This is a genomic window from Ruegeria sp. BHSC223 (genome assembly GCF_059613025.1).
In genome coordinates this window covers 104305-122049 of record NZ_JBXWRR010000002.1, presented here as the reverse complement: position 1 = coordinate 122049, position 17745 = coordinate 104305, and the positions used below count along the sequence as shown (strand labels likewise).

Annotated in this window: 15 protein-coding genes; 12 read left to right on the top strand and 3 right to left on the bottom strand. The window is 64.8% G+C overall.

Annotation, left to right across the window (positions count from 1 at the left end):
* Positions 1 to 71: 71 nt before the first annotated feature.
* Together AC2FNY_RS04555 and dnaE are read left to right on the top strand one after the other, a co-directional pair.
* Positions 72 to 449 (top strand): hypothetical protein, encoded by a 378-nt coding sequence (locus AC2FNY_RS04555; RefSeq protein ID WP_496801760.1) that lies wholly within the window; start codon positions 72 to 74, stop codon positions 447 to 449.
* Positions 446 to 3946 carry a DNA polymerase III subunit alpha gene (gene dnaE / locus AC2FNY_RS04550; RefSeq protein WP_496801759.1) on the top strand — a complete coding sequence of 1167 codons (3501 nt, stop codon included), beginning with the start codon at positions 446 to 448 and terminating at the stop codon, positions 3944 to 3946. The genes AC2FNY_RS04555 and dnaE overlap by 4 nt, the downstream gene beginning before the upstream one ends.
* 6 nt (positions 3947 to 3952) lie before the next feature.
* Here dnaE and AC2FNY_RS04545 read toward each other — a convergent pair whose 3' ends face one another.
* Both AC2FNY_RS04545 and AC2FNY_RS04540 read right to left on the bottom strand, forming a co-directional pair.
* A complete protein-coding gene (locus AC2FNY_RS04545; RefSeq protein WP_496801758.1) occupies positions 3953 to 4849 on the bottom strand; it encodes a CobW family GTP-binding protein in 897 nt (298 codons plus the stop codon).
* Positions 4849 to 6492, bottom strand: coding sequence for an amidohydrolase (locus tag AC2FNY_RS04540; RefSeq protein WP_496801757.1), 1644 nt, complete (start codon positions 6490 to 6492; stop codon positions 4849 to 4851). Before AC2FNY_RS04540 ends, AC2FNY_RS04545 begins: the two co-directional genes overlap by 1 nt.
* Positions 6493 to 6590: 98 nt before the next feature.
* On the opposite strand from AC2FNY_RS04540, the gene AC2FNY_RS04535 reads away from it, so the two are divergent.
* From AC2FNY_RS04535 to AC2FNY_RS04510, 6 genes are all read left to right on the top strand, one after another.
* Positions 6591 to 7553 (top strand): LysR family transcriptional regulator, encoded by a 963-nt coding sequence (locus AC2FNY_RS04535; RefSeq protein WP_234137507.1) that lies wholly within the window; start codon positions 6591 to 6593, stop codon positions 7551 to 7553.
* A 90-nt stretch (positions 7554 to 7643) separates the two neighbouring features.
* On the top strand, positions 7644 to 9218 hold the full coding sequence (locus AC2FNY_RS04530; RefSeq protein ID WP_234142887.1) for an ABC transporter substrate-binding protein: 1575 nt from the start codon (positions 7644 to 7646) through the stop codon (positions 9216 to 9218).
* Positions 9219 to 9285: 67 nt separating this feature from the next.
* Positions 9286 to 10263 carry an ABC transporter permease gene (locus AC2FNY_RS04525; protein WP_496801756.1) on the top strand — a complete coding sequence of 326 codons (978 nt, stop codon included), beginning with the start codon at positions 9286 to 9288 and terminating at the stop codon, positions 10261 to 10263.
* A complete protein-coding gene (locus AC2FNY_RS04520) occupies positions 10260 to 11147 on the top strand; it encodes an ABC transporter permease (protein WP_496801755.1) in 888 nt (295 codons plus the stop codon). The genes AC2FNY_RS04525 and AC2FNY_RS04520 overlap by 4 nt, the downstream gene beginning before the upstream one ends.
* On the top strand, positions 11147 to 12136 hold the full coding sequence (locus AC2FNY_RS04515) for an ABC transporter ATP-binding protein (protein ID WP_234137511.1): 990 nt from the start codon (positions 11147 to 11149) through the stop codon (positions 12134 to 12136). Before AC2FNY_RS04520 ends, AC2FNY_RS04515 begins: the two co-directional genes overlap by 1 nt.
* Complete coding sequence (locus tag AC2FNY_RS04510; RefSeq protein WP_234137512.1) at positions 12137 to 13135, top strand: ABC transporter ATP-binding protein; 999 nt, start codon at positions 12137 to 12139, stop codon at positions 13133 to 13135.
* A 13-nt stretch (positions 13136 to 13148) separates the two neighbouring features.
* Here the strand turns inward: AC2FNY_RS04510 and AC2FNY_RS04505 are convergent, their stop codons facing one another.
* Complete coding sequence (locus tag AC2FNY_RS04505; protein WP_234137513.1) at positions 13149 to 13343, bottom strand: SlyX family protein; 195 nt, start codon at positions 13341 to 13343, stop codon at positions 13149 to 13151.
* A 103-nt stretch (positions 13344 to 13446) separates the two neighbouring features.
* On the opposite strand from AC2FNY_RS04505, the gene AC2FNY_RS04500 reads away from it, so the two are divergent.
* The 4 genes from AC2FNY_RS04500 (at position 13447) to hisG (ending at position 17745) form a co-directional block, all read left to right on the top strand.
* On the top strand, positions 13447 to 14250 hold the full coding sequence (locus AC2FNY_RS04500; protein WP_496801754.1) for a crotonase/enoyl-CoA hydratase family protein: 804 nt from the start codon (positions 13447 to 13449) through the stop codon (positions 14248 to 14250).
* 89 nt (positions 14251 to 14339) lie between these two features.
* Positions 14340 to 15971 (top strand): histidine--tRNA ligase, encoded by a 1632-nt coding sequence (gene hisS / locus AC2FNY_RS04495; protein WP_496801753.1) that lies wholly within the window; start codon positions 14340 to 14342, stop codon positions 15969 to 15971.
* Entirely contained in the window at positions 15968 to 17056 is a 1089-nt protein-coding gene (locus AC2FNY_RS04490; protein WP_496801752.1) for an ATP phosphoribosyltransferase regulatory subunit, read from the top strand. The genes hisS and AC2FNY_RS04490 overlap by 4 nt, the downstream gene beginning before the upstream one ends.
* Entirely contained in the window at positions 17053 to 17745 is a 693-nt protein-coding gene (gene hisG / locus AC2FNY_RS04485) for an ATP phosphoribosyltransferase (protein WP_234162713.1), read from the top strand. Before AC2FNY_RS04490 ends, hisG begins: the two co-directional genes overlap by 4 nt.

Sequence of the window (17745 nt, the reverse complement as noted above, 5' to 3'; positions counted from 1 at the left end):
TTGTCGCAAGAGGGGGCCGCGGCGCTAAAATTTACTCATTTGAATCATCTATTTGCCAAGGTGGCTGGAAAATGACTTTGAAAGACCTTCAGGTTTTGACGAATAATCATCTCTGGCTGTTTGGGAGATTGACGGTAGTTTCCGACCTTGCCGCCGTGTCAGAGCAACGTGGCGCGTCGATGCAGGCCGATGAAAATGGCCAATATCCCGAGCGCCATCGTCAGGGGGTGCCCCGGCGTTTCAACGCGCCCAGGATCGGTGCGCGAACGACCCCGCGGCCCCCTCGCCAGCGCAAGACGGGGGAACACAGCCAGGGCGACAAGGGTGACAAAGACAACCCAGTCATCGAGCCAAGTCATTCGGTTGTCCCCTGCAATCGGGCTTTTTGCCAGTTGCAGAGCATCCGCCGTGGCGCCCCTGAACCGGATCGCCTATCGTCGCGCCCATGAGCAGTGATCCCCGATTCATCCATCTTCGTCTTCACACCGAATACTCGCTCCTCGAAGGCGCGGTTCGGCTCAAGAAATTGCCTGCGCTCTGCGAGAAAATGGGCATGCCGGCAGTGGCGGTGACCGATACCAACAACCTGTTTGCGGCGCTGGAGTTTTCGGTCGCAGCCAGCGGGGCGGGTATTCAGCCGATCATCGGATGCCAGATGGATCTGGCCTATGTCGAAACGATGCCCGGCGAAAAGCCGAAGCCACCGGCGCCGCTGGTCCTGCTGGCACAGACCGAGGCCGGGTATGAGAACTTGATGAAGCTGAACAGCTGCCTCTACGTGGACAAGGGCGGGCAACTGCCGCAGGTCACGCTGGAGGAACTGGAGGCGCTGGGCGCCGGGCTCATCTGTCTCAGCGGCGGGCCGGACGGTCCGGTCGGGCGCCTGTTGCAACAGGGCCAGCGCCCGGCGGCCGAGGCGCTGGTGGATCGGCTTGCGGCGATCTTTCCGGACCGGCTTTATATCGAGTTGCAGCGCCATCCGGGAGAGGATGGCGCGCCCGAGGCAGAGCGCCTGACCGAACGCGGCCATGTGGAAATGGCTTATGCCAAGGGTCTGCCGCTGGTAGCCACCAATGACGTCTATTTCCCCGAGGCCGGTATGTACGAGGCGCATGATGCGCTGATCTGCATCGCCGACGGCGCCTATGTGGACCAGGCCGAGGGCCGCCGCCGCCTGACCGCGCAGCATTACCTGAAATCGCCGCAGGAAATGGCGACCCTGTTCGCCGACCTGCCCGAAGCGATCGAGAACACCGTCGAGATCGCGCGGCGTTGTGCCTTCATGGCCTATCGGCGCGACCCGATCCTGCCGAAATTCGCCGATGACGAGGTTGTGGAACTGCGGCGCCAGGCCAATGAGGGTCTACAGGCGCGACTGGCCGTGATCCCGCATGCGGTCAGCCCCGAGGACTATCAGAAACGGCTCGATTTCGAGTTGGATATCATCGAGGGGATGGGCTTTCCCGGCTACTTCCTGATCGTGGCCGACTTCATCAAATGGGCCAAGGATCATGACATTCCGGTGGGGCCGGGACGGGGTTCCGGCGCGGGCTCGCTGGTGGCCTATGCGCTAACCATCACCGACCTTGATCCGCTGCGCTATTCGCTGCTGTTTGAACGCTTTCTCAACCCTGAACGGGTGTCGATGCCCGACTTCGATATCGACTTCTGCATGGACCGGCGCGAAGAGGTGATCCGCTACGTGCAGGAGAAATACGGCCGCGACAAGGTGGGGCAGATCATCACCTTTGGTGCGCTGCTGTCCAAGGCTGCGGTGCGCGACATCGGGCGGGTGTTGCAGATGCCTTATGGCCAGGTGGACCGCCTGTCCAAGATGATCCCGGTCGAAGGTGTGAAACCCGTCAGTATCGAAAAGGCGCTGAAAGACGAGCCGCGCTTGCGTGAAGAGGCCCGCAACGAGGAGGTTGTCGACCGCCTGCTGACCTATGGCCAGCAGGTCGAGGGGTTGCTCAGAAACGCCTCGACCCATGCCGCCGGCGTGGTGATCGGCGACCGGCCGCTGGACGCGCTGGTGCCGCTCTATCAGGATCCGCGTTCCGACATGCCGGCGACCCAGTTCAACATGAAATGGGTGGAACAGGCCGGGCTGGTCAAGTTCGACTTTCTCGGCCTGAAGACCCTGACCGTGATCCAGAATGCGATGGATCTGATCTTCAAGTCGGGGCGCCCGCTGCATGTGGCCGCCGACGGGCGGCAGCTTTATGAGCCCGCCGAGGGGGCCGAGAACCAGATCAACGCCATCCCGCTGGAGGATGAACCGACATATAAACTCTATTCCGCGGCCAAGACGGTTGCGGTGTTCCAGGTGGAAAGCTCGGGCATGATGGATGCGCTCAAGCGCATGAAGCCCACCTGTATCGAGGATATCGTGGCCCTCGTGGCGCTTTATCGTCCGGGTCCGATGGAGAATATCCCGGTCTATTGCGAGGTGAAGAACGGGCTGCGCGAGATCACTTCGGTGCATCCGCTGATCGACCATATCCTTGAGGAAACGCAGGGTATCATCGTCTATCAGGAACAGGTGATGCAGATCGCGCAGGTCATGGCGGGCTACAGCCTGGGCGGCGCCGACCTGCTGCGCCGGGCCATGGGCAAGAAGATCAAGGAGGCGATGGACGCCGAGCGGCCCAAGTTCGAAAAGGGCGCGGCAGAGAACGGCGTCGATGCCAAGAAGGCCTCCGAGGTGTTCGACCTCCTGGAAAAATTCGCCAACTACGGTTTCAACAAGTCGCACGCGGCGGCCTATGCGGTGGTCAGCTATCAGACAGCCTGGCTCAAGGCCAACCACCCGGTGGAGTTCATGGCGGGTGTCATGAACTGCGATATCCACCTGACCGACAAGCTGGCGGTCTATTTCGAGGAGGTCCGCAAGGGGCTGGGCCTGCCCTATGTGCCGCCCTGCGTGAACCGGTCTCAGGCCACGTTCGACGTGGTGAACGGAGAGTTGGTCTATGCGCTGGGCGCGCTCAAGAACGTGGGCGTCGAGGCGATGCGCCTGGTGGTCGAGGGGCGCGGCAGCAAACCCTTCGTCAATCTCTTCGACGTGGCCCGTCGGGTCGACCTGAAGAAGGTCGGCAAGCGCCCGCTCGAGATGATGGCGCGCGCCGGGGCCTTTGACCAACTCGATCCCAACCGCCGCCGCGTCTTTGACAGTATCGAGTCGCTGATGGCCTATTCCGGCGCGATCTTCGAACAGAAAAGCTCCAACCAGGTCTCGCTCTTTGGCGAGGCAGGTGACGACCTGCCCGAACCGCGTCTGGCGCAGGCCCCCGACTGGCTGCCCGCCGAGCGCCTTTCCGAAGAGTTCAAGGCCATCGGCTTCTACCTCTCGGGTCACCCGCTCGACGACTACATGCTCTCGCTGAAACGCAAGGGCGTGCTGACGCTGGACGAGGTCACCGAACAGGCGCGCTCGGGCCCGGTGCTGGCCAAGATGGCCGGCGTCGTCGCCGGGTGGCAGGAGCGCAAATCCGCCCGTGGCAACCGCTTTGCCTTTGCCCAGATGTCCGACCCGACCGGCGCGTTCGAGGTCACGCTGTTCTCGGACGTGCTGGAGAAAAGCCGCGAGTTCCTCGAAACCGGGTCCCATGTGGTGCTGACCGCCGAGGCGACGATGGAGGCCGATCAGCTCAAGCTCTTGGCGCGTTCGGTCGGCCCCGCCGATGCGGTGGTGGCCGAGGCGGGCGCCACCGGCCTGCGGGTGTTCATGGACAGCGCCGGCGCGGTCGAGACGGTGGCCCACATCCTGGCCGAGGCGGCGCAGGCCGCCCGCAATGCGGCGCGCGGACCGGTGCAGCTCTGCCTGATGGATCCGGGCCTGCCCGGCGAGGTCGAGATGGATCTGGGGCAGGAGTTTCCCCTGAACCCGCAGATCAAGGGCGCGCTCAAATCGCTCGACGGGGTGGTGGACGTCGAAGAGATGTGAGCCGTGTCAGACCGTGGCCCCGACCAGCGCGGTCAGGCCGCTACGGTCCAACAGGTCGCGAAAACCGATGCAGACAAGGCCCGTTTCATGCGGGCCTTGGGCTGCGGTGACCTCCCACCGGCGGCCCACGGTCTGGATCAGCCACAACGCCCCGTCGACATCGCGCAGATACCCTTTGGCGCGGATCACCCCATGGGGGCCGGTGGCCAGCTCGCGGGCCAGTCGCTCGATCGGCTGGCCACCCTCCGGGGCCAAGACCAGACTGTCAAACAGGCGGTCGGAATGGTCAGCGGGCTGGCCCGTGCCGGGGGCGGGCAGCACGCCCAGCAGCGCGCCGGGCGCCACCCGGCCGCGTTCGGCCGGGATGGCAATCGCGCCGGGGGCGGCTTCGGCCAGCCAGGCCATCAACTCGGTTTGAGCCGCAGGCGCCAGCAGGTCTGTCTTGTTCACCACCACGATCTCGGCATCCGAAAGCTGCCGGGTGATGGTGTCGCCGACATAATCGTCCAGTGCGCGCTGGCGCACGGTCTCGCCGTCCACCACCACCACGATCCCGTCGGATCGGATACCTTCGGCCAGCAGCATGGTCGACACGATGGCGCCGGGGATCGCCACGCCCGAGCTCTCTACCAGGATATGGTCGGGACGCGGTTCCATCGCGGCCAGATCGCCAAGTGCGCCGATCAGGTCACTGCCGAAGGAACAGCAGATGCAGCCCCCCGCGATCGAGATCATGCCGTCCTCTTCGGCTTCGATCAGGTCGGCGTCGATGGGCAGGTCGCCGAATTCGTTGACCAGCACCGCCAGTCGCCGCCCAGCCGCATGGCGCAACAGGTGATTGACCAGCGTCGTCTTGCCTGCGCCCAGATAGCCGCCGATGACGGTGACCGGAAGCGGCGCCATCAGAGCGCCGCGGCTGGAAAGACGCGCCCACCCTGAACCGTGCCCCAGACCCCGATATTCTTGAGCGCCATCGGATCGGCCTGGGTCGGGTCGCTGTCGAGCACCGCGAAATCGGCCCGCTTGCCCACCTCGATCGAGCCGACCTCGCCATCCATATGCAGGGTATAGGCCGCGCCCAGGGTGATCGCATAAAGCGCCTCGGCAACGCTGATCCGCTCCTCTTCGCCCTGCACCCGGCCCGAGGCGGTGATCCGGTTGACCGCCGCCCAGGCGGTAAAGAGCGGCCCCAGCGGGGTGACCGGCGCGTCCGAGTGGATGGCCATGGGCACGCCGGTATCCAGCGCGGTGCGGCAGGCATTCATCCGGCAGGCGCGTTCCGGTCCGACGGTCAGCCGGTAATGCTCGTCCCCCCAATAGAAATGGTGGTTGGCAAACAGGTTCACATTCATGCCCAGGCTGCGCATCTTGCGGAACTGCGCCGCGTCGGCCATCTGGCAATGTTGCAGGGTAAAGCGGTGGTCGGGGCTGGGATGCGCCTTGAGCGCGGGTTCCAGCATGTCCAGCGCCATCTGGGTGGCCTGATCGCCATTGGTATGGGTATGCACCTGCACCCCGGCAGCCAGCGCCCTGTGATATAGCTCGGACATCTGCTCGGGCGCGGTGTACCATAGCCCGTTGGGCGCGCCGTTGTAATAGCCGGGCCAGCGCAGCCGGGCGGAAAACCCCTGGATCGAGCCATCGGCCACGGCCTTGATCCGCCCCAGTCGCAACCGCTCGGTCGAGCGCGGCTTGAGTGAAACGCAATAGTCCACGATTTCCTCGGCGCTCATGCCAAAGAACACGCGCAGCGGCACGATACAGGCGGGATAGTCGTCCTCGGCGGTGACCCTGAGCATCATGTCGACGCTGTCATCGGTCAGGCGGGCGGCCAGGTCGGTGCAGGTGGTCACCCCCGCCCGCACGCAAAGCTTGCCATAGTCGCGCAGGCCCCGTTCGTCACAATCGGTAAGCGCCCGGTCGAACCCCACATGCGGCCCCACCGGTGTCATCGCGTCGGGGCCGTAGAGCGGGCCAAGGGGCAGCCCGTCCTCGCCCAGCGGGATGCCGGGATGGTTCACGCCGGGTTTCATCAGCCCTGCCAGTTCCAGCGCGCGGGTGTTGACGTTCATGATATGGCCCGAGGCGTGCAGGATGCCGATGGGCCGGGTGGTCGAAACCTGGTCGAGCTCCTGCCGGGTGACCCGGCGGTTCTCCATATAGATCGGGTCCAGCGCCCAGGCCGCCAGAGGCGCTTCGGGGTCGGTCATCTGGGCCTCTGCCTCGCGCAGCCGGTCCACCACCGCGTCGATGGATTTCAATCCGGACCAGACCCGGCCATCAGGGTCCATGCGGTCGAACCAGCCGACATAGACATTGCGCCAGAGTGTGCCCTCCATCGTGTGGGCATGCCCCTCGACAAAGCCGGGCATCAGCACCTTGCCGGCAAAACGGTCGTCCTGACGATAGTCGCCCCAACTGGCCAGCTCCTCGAGCGTGCCGATGCCCAGGATACGTCCGTCGCGCACTGCCACATGGCTCACCTCGGGGCGAGAGGGGGCCATGGTGATGATTTTGCGGGCGGCATAGATGATCGTCTCGGCCATGGGGCCCTCCCTGTCTGACGCTCTGAGCTTAGGGTGCTTTCTTTCGTTGAAAAAATGGAATTAACTGGGGGCTAAGATCGGATTTTTAGGGGAAGCCTATGTTGAACTTTACCCTGAAACAGTTGCGTTATGTCGAGGCGGCGGACCGGTCGGGGTCGATTGCCAAGGCGGCTGAAGAGCTGAACATCTCGCAAAGTTCGATCACCGCGGCCATCGACGCGCTGGAAAGTGGGCTGGGCTTCGACCTGTTCGTGCGCACCCCGGCGCGCGGCATCCGCGCCACCGCGTCGGGGCGCGACGCGCTGGGCCTGATCCGCCGGTTCATCCACCAGTCGCACCAGTTCGAAGAGGAACTGAGCTCGCTGGGCGGGCTCACGCGCGGCACGGTCCGCATCGCCTGTTATGCCACCGCCGCCCCCTCGTTCCTGCCGCCTGTCCTGCGCGCGATCACCGAGGGGTTTCCCGATCTCTCGATCCAGCTGCTCGAAGGGAACATGGCCCGGATCATGGAATTCCTGGACGAGGGTGAGGCCGATGTCGCCTTTACCTATTCCCAGGTGCTGAGCGACCGCTGCCATTTCGAGCCGCTGTTCGAGGCGCCGCCCTATGCGATGGTCTCGGTCGATGATCCGCTGGCGGGTCAGTCCAGCACGACCTTTGCCGAATTGGCGACCCGGCCGATGGTGATGCTCGACCTGCCGCATACGCGCGATTATTTCGTCGGCATGTTCGAGGCGCTGGGCCTGTCGCCCAACATCGCCCATTCCACCCGTTCGTCCGAGATTGTGCGCGCGCTGGTGGCGGGAGGCTTCGGGTTCTCGCTGCTCAACATCCGGCCGGTCGATTATCGCGAAAGCGAGTCGCGCTATCGCATCGTGCCGATCAGCGATGCACCGCTCAGCCCGGTTTTTGGCATCGCGACCATGGACGGCGCACAACAAACCCGGATGGTGCGCGCCTTCGTGCAAAGCTGTACCGAGTTGAGGGATCGCGGAGTGTTCGAGGATCTCGTGGTGCGCTGCCCGCGCCAGCCAACCCCGCCATTCCCCAGAAAAATGTGAGAATGAGGCATAATTAATCCTGTTTTTTGGTCCGAATGGGTCGGCTACGGTCGATTCCATAACAAAAGACCCAACCAGGAGGACTACCCCGTGAAGCATCTGTTCAAGGGCCTGATTGCCGCGACTGCCGTCGCGTCTGTTCTGGTCGGAACCACCGCATCCGCCGAGGAGCCACGTCAGGGCGGCACGCTCAAGACCCAGCTTGGCAGCAACCTGCGCACCCTCAATTCGGCGGTGCAGTCGGGGATCGTCACCGGTTTTCCGGGCGCCCAGCTCTTTGCCTCGCCGCTGCGCTATGACGACAGCTGGACGCCGCAGCCCTATCTGGCCGAAAGCTGGGAGGTTTCGGCCGACGGTCTCAAGGTCACGCTCAATCTGGTCAAGAACGCGGTGTTTCACGACGGCCATCCGATCACCTCGTCCGATATCGCCTTTTCGGTCAAGGTGATCCAGGAGGCGCATCCGTTCAAATCCATGTTCGCACCGGTCACCTCGGTCGACACGCCGGACGACCATACGGCGGTGCTGAACCTGTCCCATCCGCATCCGGGCCTGATGCTGGCCATGTCGGGTCAGCTGATGTCGATCATCCCCGAGCACATCTATGGCGATGGGCAGGACTTCAAGACCCATCCCCGCAATATCGAGGACGTGGTGGGATCGGGTCCCTTCAAGTTGGCCGAATACAAGAACGGCGAGCATGTCATCCTTGAGCGGTTCGACGACTTTTTCATCGAGGGGCGCCCGTATCTGGACAAGATTGTGATGCGGATCATCACCGACAGTTCCGCCCGCGCCATCGCCTATGAAAATGGCGAGCTGGATTTCGGTGCCTTTGAAAGCGAGCCGCTGATCATCAACCGGCTGAAGAAGGTCGATCACCTGACCGTCACGCCCACCGGTTACGGCGCCATCGGCGCGCTGGACTGGCTGGCGATCAACACGACCAAGGGTCCGCTGGCCGACAAGCGGGTGCGCCAGGCCATCGCCTATGCGATCGACAAGAACTTCATCCAGAACGCGCTGATGCAGGGCACGGTGCAGGATTCCAATACCGGTATCCACCCCGACAGCCCGTTCTACAACGCAGACGTCAACACCTATGCGCTGGATCTGGACAAGGCCAACGCCCTGCTGGACGAGGCGGGCTTCCCGATGAAGGGGGACGAGCGGTTCGCGGTCACCATCGACTATGGCTGGCCCTCGGCCAAGCCGCATGTGGAATATGTGCGCGCCGCATTGAAAAAGGTGGGCATCAATGTCGAGGTCCGCGCCAGCGCCGATTTCCCGACCTGGGCCAAGCGCATGGGCACGATGGATTTCGATCTCAGCTGGGACGCCGTGTTCAACTGGGGTGACCCGTCGATCGGGGTGCACCGCACCTATCTCAGCTCGAACATCGCCAAGGGCGTCTGGTCGAACACCCAGGGTTATTCCAACGCCCGGGTGGACGAGTTGCTGGACATGGCCGGCAAGGAGAACGACCCCGAGAAGCGCAAGGCGCTTTATGCCGAGTTCCAGAGCATCGTGAATGACGAGGTGCCGATCTACTTCATCCAGACGCTGCCTTATCACACGGTCTATTCCAACAAGGTGATGAACGCGCCGGTGAACGGCATCTGGTCCACGTCGTCGCCGCTCGATCAGGTCTGGCTGAAAGAGTAACGCGACCGCGACACCGACCCCGGCGGCACTGGTCCGCCGGGGCAATTCCGAATGGCGGGGTCCTCTGGTGAACTTTCTGCGCGTCACCCTGATACGTATCCTCTACGCGGCGATCCTGCTGATCGCGGTTCTGGTGCTGAACTTTTCGCTGATGCACGCGGCGCCGGGGGATGTGGCCGATACCATCGCCCAGGCGGCAGGCGGCATCGACGCCGAGGCATTGGAGCAGATCCGGCGCGAATACGGGCTGGATCAGCCGTTCCTGGTGCAGCTTGGCCGCTATATCGGCAATGTGCTGCAATTCGATCTGGGTTATTCCTATTTCTACAGCGACAAGGTCACCAACCTGATCCTCAGCCGCCTGCCGGCGACACTGCTTCTGGTGATCTCGGCGCAGCTGCTGGCGCTGGTGTTGGGGGTAGTGCTGGGCGTGTTCTCGGCCCGCAAGCCCAATGGCATCCTCAGCCATTTCGTGACCTTCCTGGCGCTGTTCGGCTATTCGGCACCGGTGTTCTGGACCGGGTTGCTGATGCTGGTGGTGTTCTCGTTGATGCTGCCGCTGTTCCCGGTGGCCGGCATGCGCGATGTCACCATCGAAGGCGGCTTTTTCGTACAGGCGCTGGATATCGCCCATCACCTGGTCTTGCCGATGCTGACGCTGGCCTCGATCTTTCTGGCGCTCTATTCGCGCCTGTCGCGTGCCGCGATGATGGAGGTTCTGGGCTCGGACTATGTGCGCACCGCCAAGGCCAAGGGGCTGAGCCCGCGTCAGGTGGTCTATAAACACGCGTTGAAAAACGCGCTGTCGCCGGTGATCACGCTGGCGGGGCTGCAACTTTCGGCCGTCGTGTCGGGTGCCGTTCTGGTGGAAACCGTGTTTTCCTGGCCGGGTTTGGGCACGCTGGCCTTTCAGTCGATCCTGGCCCGCGACACGCCGCTGATCCTGGGCATCCTGTTCTTTTCGGCGCTGGTGGTGATCGTGGGCAACCTGCTGACCGATCTGGCCCTGCGCCTGGTCGATCCGCGCGTGGGGGGCAAGAGATGAGCGAACCCGTGACCCTGCCTGAAGAGGCCCCGGAACAGGCCCGCCATCCCTTTACCGAGGCCTGGGAGATGTTCCGCCGCAACCATGCCGCGCTGGTGGCGCTGGTGCTGCTGGTGCTGATCTGCGTGCTGGCGGTGATCGGTCCGGCGCTGTATGGCCGCGATCCCTATGACATGGTCTGGGCCCCCTTCACCCGGCCCGGCGAGAACTGGGATTTCATCCTGGGCACCGATTACCTGGGCCGGGACCTGCTGGCGATGATCATCAGCGGCGCGCGGGTGTCGATCATCATTGGCCTGTCCGCCGCCTTTGTCTCGATCTTCATCGGCGTCACGGTGGGGGCGCTGGCCGGGTTCTATCGCGGCTGGGTCGAAGAGGCGCTGATGCGCTTTACCGAGTTCTTTCAGGTGCTGCCGACGCTGTTGTTCTCGATGGTGATCGTGGCGCTGTTCGGGGCCTCGCTGCCGATGATCACCTTTGCCATCGGCGTGGTCAGCTGGACCGCCGTGGCGCGCATCACCCGGGCCGAGTTCCTGCGCATCCGCGAGCTGGAATATGTCACCGCCAGCCGCGCCTCGGGTGCAAAAAACGCCAAGCTGATGTTCCGGGTGATCCTGCCCAACGCGCTGCCGCCGATCATCGTGCAATCGGCGCTGATGGTGGGATCTGCCATCCTGTTCGAGGCGGGGCTGTCCTTCCTTGGCCTCACCGATCCCAACGTGGTCAGCTGGGGTCAGATCATCGGTTCGAACCGGACCTATTTCCTGGATGCCAGCTTTACCGTGACCATTCCGGGCGTGGCGATCTTTGTCACCGTTCTGTGCATCTCGCTGGTGGGCGATGGGCTCAACGATGCGCTCAACCCGAAACTGAGGGCGCGCTGATGACCGAAGCACTGCTCAAGGTCGAAAACCTGCGGATCGAGCTGACCACCCGCGCGGGCGTGGCGCCGGTGATCGACAACCTGTCCTTTGAGTTGGGGCATGGCGAGAATATCAGCTTTGTCGGCGAAAGCGGCTGCGGCAAGTCGATGACAGCGCTGGCGATCATGGGGCTCTTGCCCGAGGGGGTGGGCCGCGTCGCCTCGGGCCGCATCCTGTTCGAGGGCGAGGACCTGACCGCGGCCAGCGACAGCCGGTTGCGCGACATTCGCGGCAACGAGATCTCGATGATCTTTCAGGAGCCGATGACTTCACTCAACCCGGTCTATACGGTGGGCGAGCAGATCGCCGAGGTGCTGCGCGCCCATCAGGGCCTGTCGGCCCGCGCCGCCCGTGACATGGCAGCCGACCTGCTGGACGCGGTGCGCATACCCAACGCGCGGGCGCGGGCGGGCGACTACCCGTTCCAGATGTCGGGCGGACAGCGCCAGCGGGTGATGATCGCCATGGCGCTGGCCTGCCGTCCCAAGATCCTGATCGCGGACGAGCCGACCACCGCGCTGGACGTGACGGTGCAGGCGCAGATCTTTGACCTGCTGCGCGATCTGCGGCGCGACACCGGCACCTCGATCATCCTGATCACCCATGACATGGGGGCGGTGGCGGAAATGGCCGAACGGATGATCGTCATGTATGCCGGGCGAAATGCCGAGATCGGGCCGGTGGACCAGATCATCGAGCATCCGCGCCACCCCTATACCAAGGGGCTGATCTCGTGTGTGCCCCATATCATGGCGACCCTGACCGAGGACCGCCCCGACCTGACCGAGGTGCCCGGTATCGTGCCTGGCCTGCGCGAATTCGGGCAGGATCGTTGCCTCTTTGCCTCGCGCTGCGCCTATCGGACCGAGCAATGCCTGCGCCAGCGCCCCCCGGCAATGGCGTTTGACAACGGACAGCTGGCCGATTGCTGGCATGCGGAGACGCTGTAAATGACCGACCGGCCCCTTCTCGACGTCGAAAACCTGACCGTTCGTTTCGCGGTGCGCCGTGGCGGCGTCTTTGGCCGCAAACAGTTCCTGGACGCGGTCGACGGCGTCAGCTTTGCGCTGGCGCGGGGCGAGACGCTGGCCATCGTGGGCGAGAGCGGCTCGGGCAAGACCACCACTGCGCTGGCGGTGGCGCGGCTGGTGGCGGCTCATTCCGGCCGGGTCGAGCTGGACGGTGCCGATATCCTGGGGCTTGAGGGCGAGGCCCTGCGCCAGGTCCGCCGCAAGGTGCAGTTCATCTTTCAGGACCCCTATTCCAGCCTCAACCCGCGCCAGCGGGCCGAGGACGTGGTGCGCGAACCACTGCTAAGCCTCACCGACATGCCGCGCGATGAACAGCAAAAGGTGATAGACGAGCTGTTCGTTCAGGTCGGTCTGCGGCCCGAGCAGAAACGGCTGTTCCCGCATCAGTTTTCGGGTGGACAGCGGCAACGCATCGGCATCGCCCGGGCGCTGGCGACCCGGCCCGAACTGATCATCTGCGACGAGCCGGTTTCGGCGCTGGACGTGGCGGTTCAGGCGCAGATTCTCAATCTGCTCCGGCGGCTGCAAAAGGAATTCGGGCTGACCTATCTCTTCATCAGCCACGATCTGGGCGTGGTCCAGCACATGTGCGATTCCATCGCGGTGATGTATATGGGCCGGATCGTCGAACATGGCCCCCGGCTGAGCCTGTTCAACAACCCGCTGCATCCCTATACGGCGGCGCTGCTCTCTGCGGTGCCCTCGGTCGACAAGGCGCGGCGGGCGGCGACGCGGCGCATCCTGATCCCGGGCGACCCGCCCGACCCTGTGAACCTGCCGCCCGGGTGCCGGTTCGCCAATCGCTGCCCGGTGGCGCAACCGCAATGTCGCGAGGCCGAGCCAGAGTTGCGCACGGTTGCCGGCGGTCAGCGCGTTGCCTGCCATCTGGTGAAAGAGGACGGAACCGCCCCGCTGTGACCCGACGCGAGGCTCAGTAATGCGGCGGGCGCTCGTCGCCCAGGATCACGCCGCCGCTGCCCTCTTGCGCGCGGTCGGCCTCGCGCTGCCATAGCATCGCGACCCGCCGGGTCAGCCGGTCGATCTCGTCCTGCTGGCGCGCGACCACGTCGCTCAATTCATCCACGGTGCGGGTCAGATGCGCGATCCGTTCTTCGAGATGCGTCATGTCACGGTCCTTTCACAGTGGTGTGCCCCCTCCCATACAGGCGCAACGTCACGCTTGCCAGCCCCGCCATGACAGCCCGACAGTTGCGGCAGGGAGAACAGACATGAGCGTGATCATCGACAACGCCCCGGGCGTCACCACCATCACCATCAACCGGCCCGAGGCGCGCAACGCGGTCGATCCCGACACGGCGCGCGCGCTGTATCAGGCGTTTCTGGATTTCGAGGGTGATCCCGACCAGCGCGTCGCCATCCTGACCGGGGCGGGCGGCGCCTTTTGCGCAGGCTTCGACCTGAAAACGGCCGGTTCCGGCGCGGCGGATGCCTGGATCACCTCGCTCGACCTGCCCCCGGGTTGGAACGACCCCGTGGGCGATCCGCGCCCCGGCCCGATGGGCCCCTCACGCCTGATGCTGTCGAAACCGGTGATTGCCGCGATCGAGGGACCGGCGGTGGCGGGTGGCATGGAACTGGCCGCCTGGTGCGATCTGCGGGTCATGGCCCAGGGCGCGGTGACGGGCGTGTTCTGCCGCCGCTGGGGCGTGCCGCTGATCGACGGCGGCACCGTGCGCCTGCCGCGCCTGCTGGGCCAGGGGCGGGCCAGCGACCTGATCCTGACCGGGCGCGCGGTCGAGGCCGACGAGGCGCTGGCCCTGGGCTTTGCCAACCGCGTCTGCCCCGAGGGGGAGGCGCTGGCCATGGCGCGGGAACTGGCCCGCGCACTGACCCGGTTTCCGCAGGCCTGCATGCTGGCCGATCACCTGTCCGCGCGCATGGAACCCGCGGAGCTGGCCGCCGCGCTGCGCCGCGAATGGCGCTCGACCGCCACCTTTGCCGCCGAAGGTCGGGTCGGGGCCGCCCGCTTTGCCGCGGGCAAGGGGCGCGGTGGCGATTTCGCCGATATCTGAACCCGCTCTGCGGCGGTGCTGCGCCTTGCCCCGGGGCGGGCCATGGGCTAGACCGCGCGCGGAACAACGACCGCCCGAGGACGCCCGTCATGGCCAAGCCCAAGAAAACGCCCCGCCCCAAGGCCGAGACGCCTAAGGGCTTTCGCGACTATTTCGGCGCCGAGGTGACCCAGCGCACCGAGATGCTGCGCACCATCGCGGGGGTCTATCATCGCTACGGCTTCGAGGCGCTGGAATCGAGCGCGGTCGAGACGGTCGAGGCGCTGGGCAAGTTCCTGCCCGATGTCGACCGCCCCAACGAGGGCGTCTTTGCCTGGCAGGAATCCGAGGATGACGGCGCGGGCGACTGGATGGCGCTGCGCTATGACCTGACCGCACCGCTGGCGCGCGTCTATGCCCAGCACCGCAACGACCTGCCGACGCCTTACCGCCGCTATGCGATGGGGCCGGTCTGGCGCAACGAGAAGCCCGGCCCGGGCCGATATCGTCAGTTTTATCAATGCGATGCGGATACGGTGGGCAGCGCCTCCATGGCCGCCGATGCGGAAATCTGCGCCATGCTCAGCGACACGCTGGAAACCGTCGGCATCCCGCGCGGCGACTATGTGGTGCGGGTGAACAACCGCAAGGTTCTGAACGGGGTGCTCGAAACCATGGGCCTGGCCGACGAGGGCCAGCGCGACGCGGTGCTGCGCACCATCGACAAGTTCGACAAGGTCGGCGCCGACGGCGTGCGCGAGTTGTTGGGCAAAGGACGGCTCGACGCCTCGGGCGCCTTCATCGACGGTGTCGGTCTGAGCGACGATCAGGCCGAGTTGGCATTGAACTTCGTTTTGGCGAAGGAGCATGTCATTGACCGGATCGAAAAGGAGATGGACGGCTTCTCCGATGTGTCTTCCGAAGAGTATCAACGTCTTCTCAGAGTATGGTCTGTCGAACGTGGTCCCGACAAGTCGCGTGGATTGAAGCATAGTTTAGAGTCTTACGGCGTTTTGCTGAATAGACTTCTAGGTTACCTCAATGAACTGGTCGGCAACTCTGAGATTGGACGCGCAGGTGTGCAGGAGCTTAGAGAAATTGCGAATCTTCTTGCTGCCCTAGGCTACGGCCCTGACCGCATCGTCATCGACCCCTCCGTCGTGCGCGGCCTCGGCTATTACACCGGCCCCGTCTTCGAAGCCGAGTTAACCTTTGAAATCTTTGATGAAAAAGGCCGTAAGCGGCAGTTCGGCTCGGTTGCGGGTGGCGGGCGCTATGACGATCTCGTCGCCCGGTTTACCGGGCAAAGCGTTCCGTCGGTGGGCGTCTCCATCGGCGTTGACCGCCTGCTGGCGGCCCTGCGCGAAAAGGGCCGCATCCAGGCTGTGGAACATGGCCCCGTCGTGGTGACGGTGATGGATCGTGACCGTATGGCCGACTATCAGGCGATGGTGGCCGAGCTGCGCAATGCGGGCATCCGGGCCGAGGTTTACCTCGGCAATCCCAAGAACTTCGGCAACCAGCTCAAATATGCCGACAAGCGCAACTCGCCCATTGCGGTGATCGAAGGCGGCGATGAAAAGGCCAATGGCGTGGTGCAGATCAAGGACCTGATCCTGGGCGCGCAGATCGCTGCCAATGCCACGCTGGAAGAATGGAAGGAGCGCCCCAGCCAATACGAGGTCGCCCGTTCCGATCTGGTGGCCAAGGTGCGCGAGATTCTGGCGGAGCAGGTGGGATGATCACCCGCGCCCGTATTCTGGAGCAGGCCGCGCAGCTGCGCGCGCGGTTCGAGGCGGCAGGCGCGCAGGCGGTGGAAACGCCGATCCTGCAACCGGCCGAAACCCTGCTCGACCTTTATGGCGAGGATATCCGTGCGCGGGCCTATATCACCTCGGACGCGCTGAGGGGCGAGCAGATGCTGCGCCCCGACTTCACCGTGCCGGTGGTGCAGAAGCACATGGAACACGGCGCCGAACCGGCCCGTTACACCTATGCGGGCGAGGTGTTCCGGCGGCAAGAGCATGACCCCGACCGCGCCAATGAATATATCCAGGTGGGGTATGAGGTATTCGACCGCACCAACCCCGCCGCCGCCGATGCCGAGGTGTTCGCCCTGATCTCCCAGGCGCTCGACGGTCTGGCATTGCGCGCGGCCACCGGCGATATCGGCATCCTGATGGCCGCCGTGGCCGGGCTGAGAACCACTGAACCGCGCAAGGCGGCGCTGATGCGCCATATCTGGCGCCCGCGCCGGTTTCGGGCGCTGCTCGACCGCTATGCAGGCCGGACACCGGTGCCACCCGCGCGCGCGGCACTGCTGGCCGCCGATGACCCGCTGGCCGGGGGCGCGCCAGAGATCGGCAAGCGTGACCGCGCCGATGTCGAGGCGCGGATCGCGGTCCTGCGCGCAGATGCCGCCGCCGCACCCATTTCGGACAATGAAATGGCCGGGCTCGACGCGCTGTTGTCAGTGCGCGAGACCATGCCCTTTGCGCTGGAACACCTGCGCGATATCGCGGTGGACCTGCCGCAGATCACCCCCGCGCTCGACCGGCTGGAGGCGCGCATCGCCGCCCTGCGGGCGCGCGGGGTCGATGTGGACCGGCTCGATTTCGAAGCCTCCTATGGGCGCACCTCGATGGAATACTATGACGGTTTCGTCTTTGGTTTCTATGCCGAGCGGCGGCCCGACCTGCCGCCTATCGCCACCGGCGGGCGCTATGACGCGCTGACCCGGCGGCTGGGCAACGGGGCCGAAATTCCGGCAGTGGGTGGCGTGCTGCGCCCCGGCCTGATGCTCTTGCTGACGGAGGCCCGGACATGAGCCTGAAGCTTGGGGTGCCGTCCAAGGGGCGGCTGATGGAAAAGACCTTTGCCTGGTTCGACAAGCGCGGCATCACGCTCAGCCGGACCGGGTCGGACCGCGAATATGCGGGCCGCGTCGATGGCATCGAAGGCGTGTCGCTGGTGCTGCTCTCGGCGGGGGAAATCCCGCGCGAACTGGCGGCGGGGCGTATTCATCTGGGCGTTACCGGCACCGATCTGGTGCATGAGAAACTGCCGCTCTGGGATCAGCAACTGGAAGAGGTGGCCCAGCTTGGCTTTGGCCAGGCCGATCTGATCATCGCTGTACCCGCCTGCTGGGCGGATGTGGATACGCTGGACGATCTGGATGCGGCGGCGGCAGGGTTTCGGGCCCGGCACGGTCACCGCCTGCGCATCGCCACCAAGTATCATCGGCTGGTACGCGAATTCCTGACCGCTGCGGGCGTGGCCGATTACACTCTGGTCGACAGCCAAGGCGCGACCGAGGGCACCGTCAAGAACGAGACCGCCGAGGCGATTGCCGACATCACCTCGACCGGCGAGACCCTGCGCGCCAACCACCTGAAGATCCTGAGCGACGGGTTGATCCTGCGCAGCCAGGCAACGCTCTGGCGCAGCCGCACCGCGCCTCTGGAGGCCGCGGACAAGCAGGTGCTTGAGCTGTTGCTGGACCGTTTGGCGAAATAG

What these genes read in the sequence shown, in the direction of transcription:
- AC2FNY_RS04555 (WP_496801760.1), top strand. Translation starts at nt 72, where the DNA reads ATGACTTTGAAAGACCTTCAGGTTTTGACGAATAATCATCTCTGGCTG.
- dnaE (WP_496801759.1), top strand. Translation starts at nt 446, where the DNA reads ATGAGCAGTGATCCCCGATTCATCCATCTTCGTCTTCACACCGAATAC.
- AC2FNY_RS04545 (WP_496801758.1), bottom strand. Translation starts at nt 4,849, where the DNA reads ATGGCGCCGCTTCCGGTCACCGTCATCGGCGGCTATCTGGGCGCAGGC.
- AC2FNY_RS04540 (WP_496801757.1), bottom strand. Translation starts at nt 6,492, where the DNA reads ATGGCCGAGACGATCATCTATGCCGCCCGCAAAATCATCACCATGGCC.
- AC2FNY_RS04535 (WP_234137507.1), top strand. Translation starts at nt 6,591, where the DNA reads ATGTTGAACTTTACCCTGAAACAGTTGCGTTATGTCGAGGCGGCGGAC.
- AC2FNY_RS04520 (WP_496801755.1), top strand. Translation starts at nt 10,260, where the DNA reads ATGAGCGAACCCGTGACCCTGCCTGAAGAGGCCCCGGAACAGGCCCGC.
- AC2FNY_RS04515 (WP_234137511.1), top strand. Translation starts at nt 11,147, where the DNA reads ATGACCGAAGCACTGCTCAAGGTCGAAAACCTGCGGATCGAGCTGACC.
- AC2FNY_RS04510 (WP_234137512.1), top strand. Translation starts at nt 12,137, where the DNA reads ATGACCGACCGGCCCCTTCTCGACGTCGAAAACCTGACCGTTCGTTTC.
- AC2FNY_RS04505 (WP_234137513.1), bottom strand. Translation starts at nt 13,343, where the DNA reads ATGACGCATCTCGAAGAACGGATCGCGCATCTGACCCGCACCGTGGAT.
- AC2FNY_RS04500 (WP_496801754.1), top strand. Translation starts at nt 13,447, where the DNA reads ATGAGCGTGATCATCGACAACGCCCCGGGCGTCACCACCATCACCATC.
- hisS (WP_496801753.1), top strand. Translation starts at nt 14,340, where the DNA reads ATGGCCAAGCCCAAGAAAACGCCCCGCCCCAAGGCCGAGACGCCTAAG.
- AC2FNY_RS04490 (WP_496801752.1), top strand. Translation starts at nt 15,968, where the DNA reads ATGATCACCCGCGCCCGTATTCTGGAGCAGGCCGCGCAGCTGCGCGCG.
- hisG (WP_234162713.1), top strand. Translation starts at nt 17,053, where the DNA reads ATGAGCCTGAAGCTTGGGGTGCCGTCCAAGGGGCGGCTGATGGAAAAG.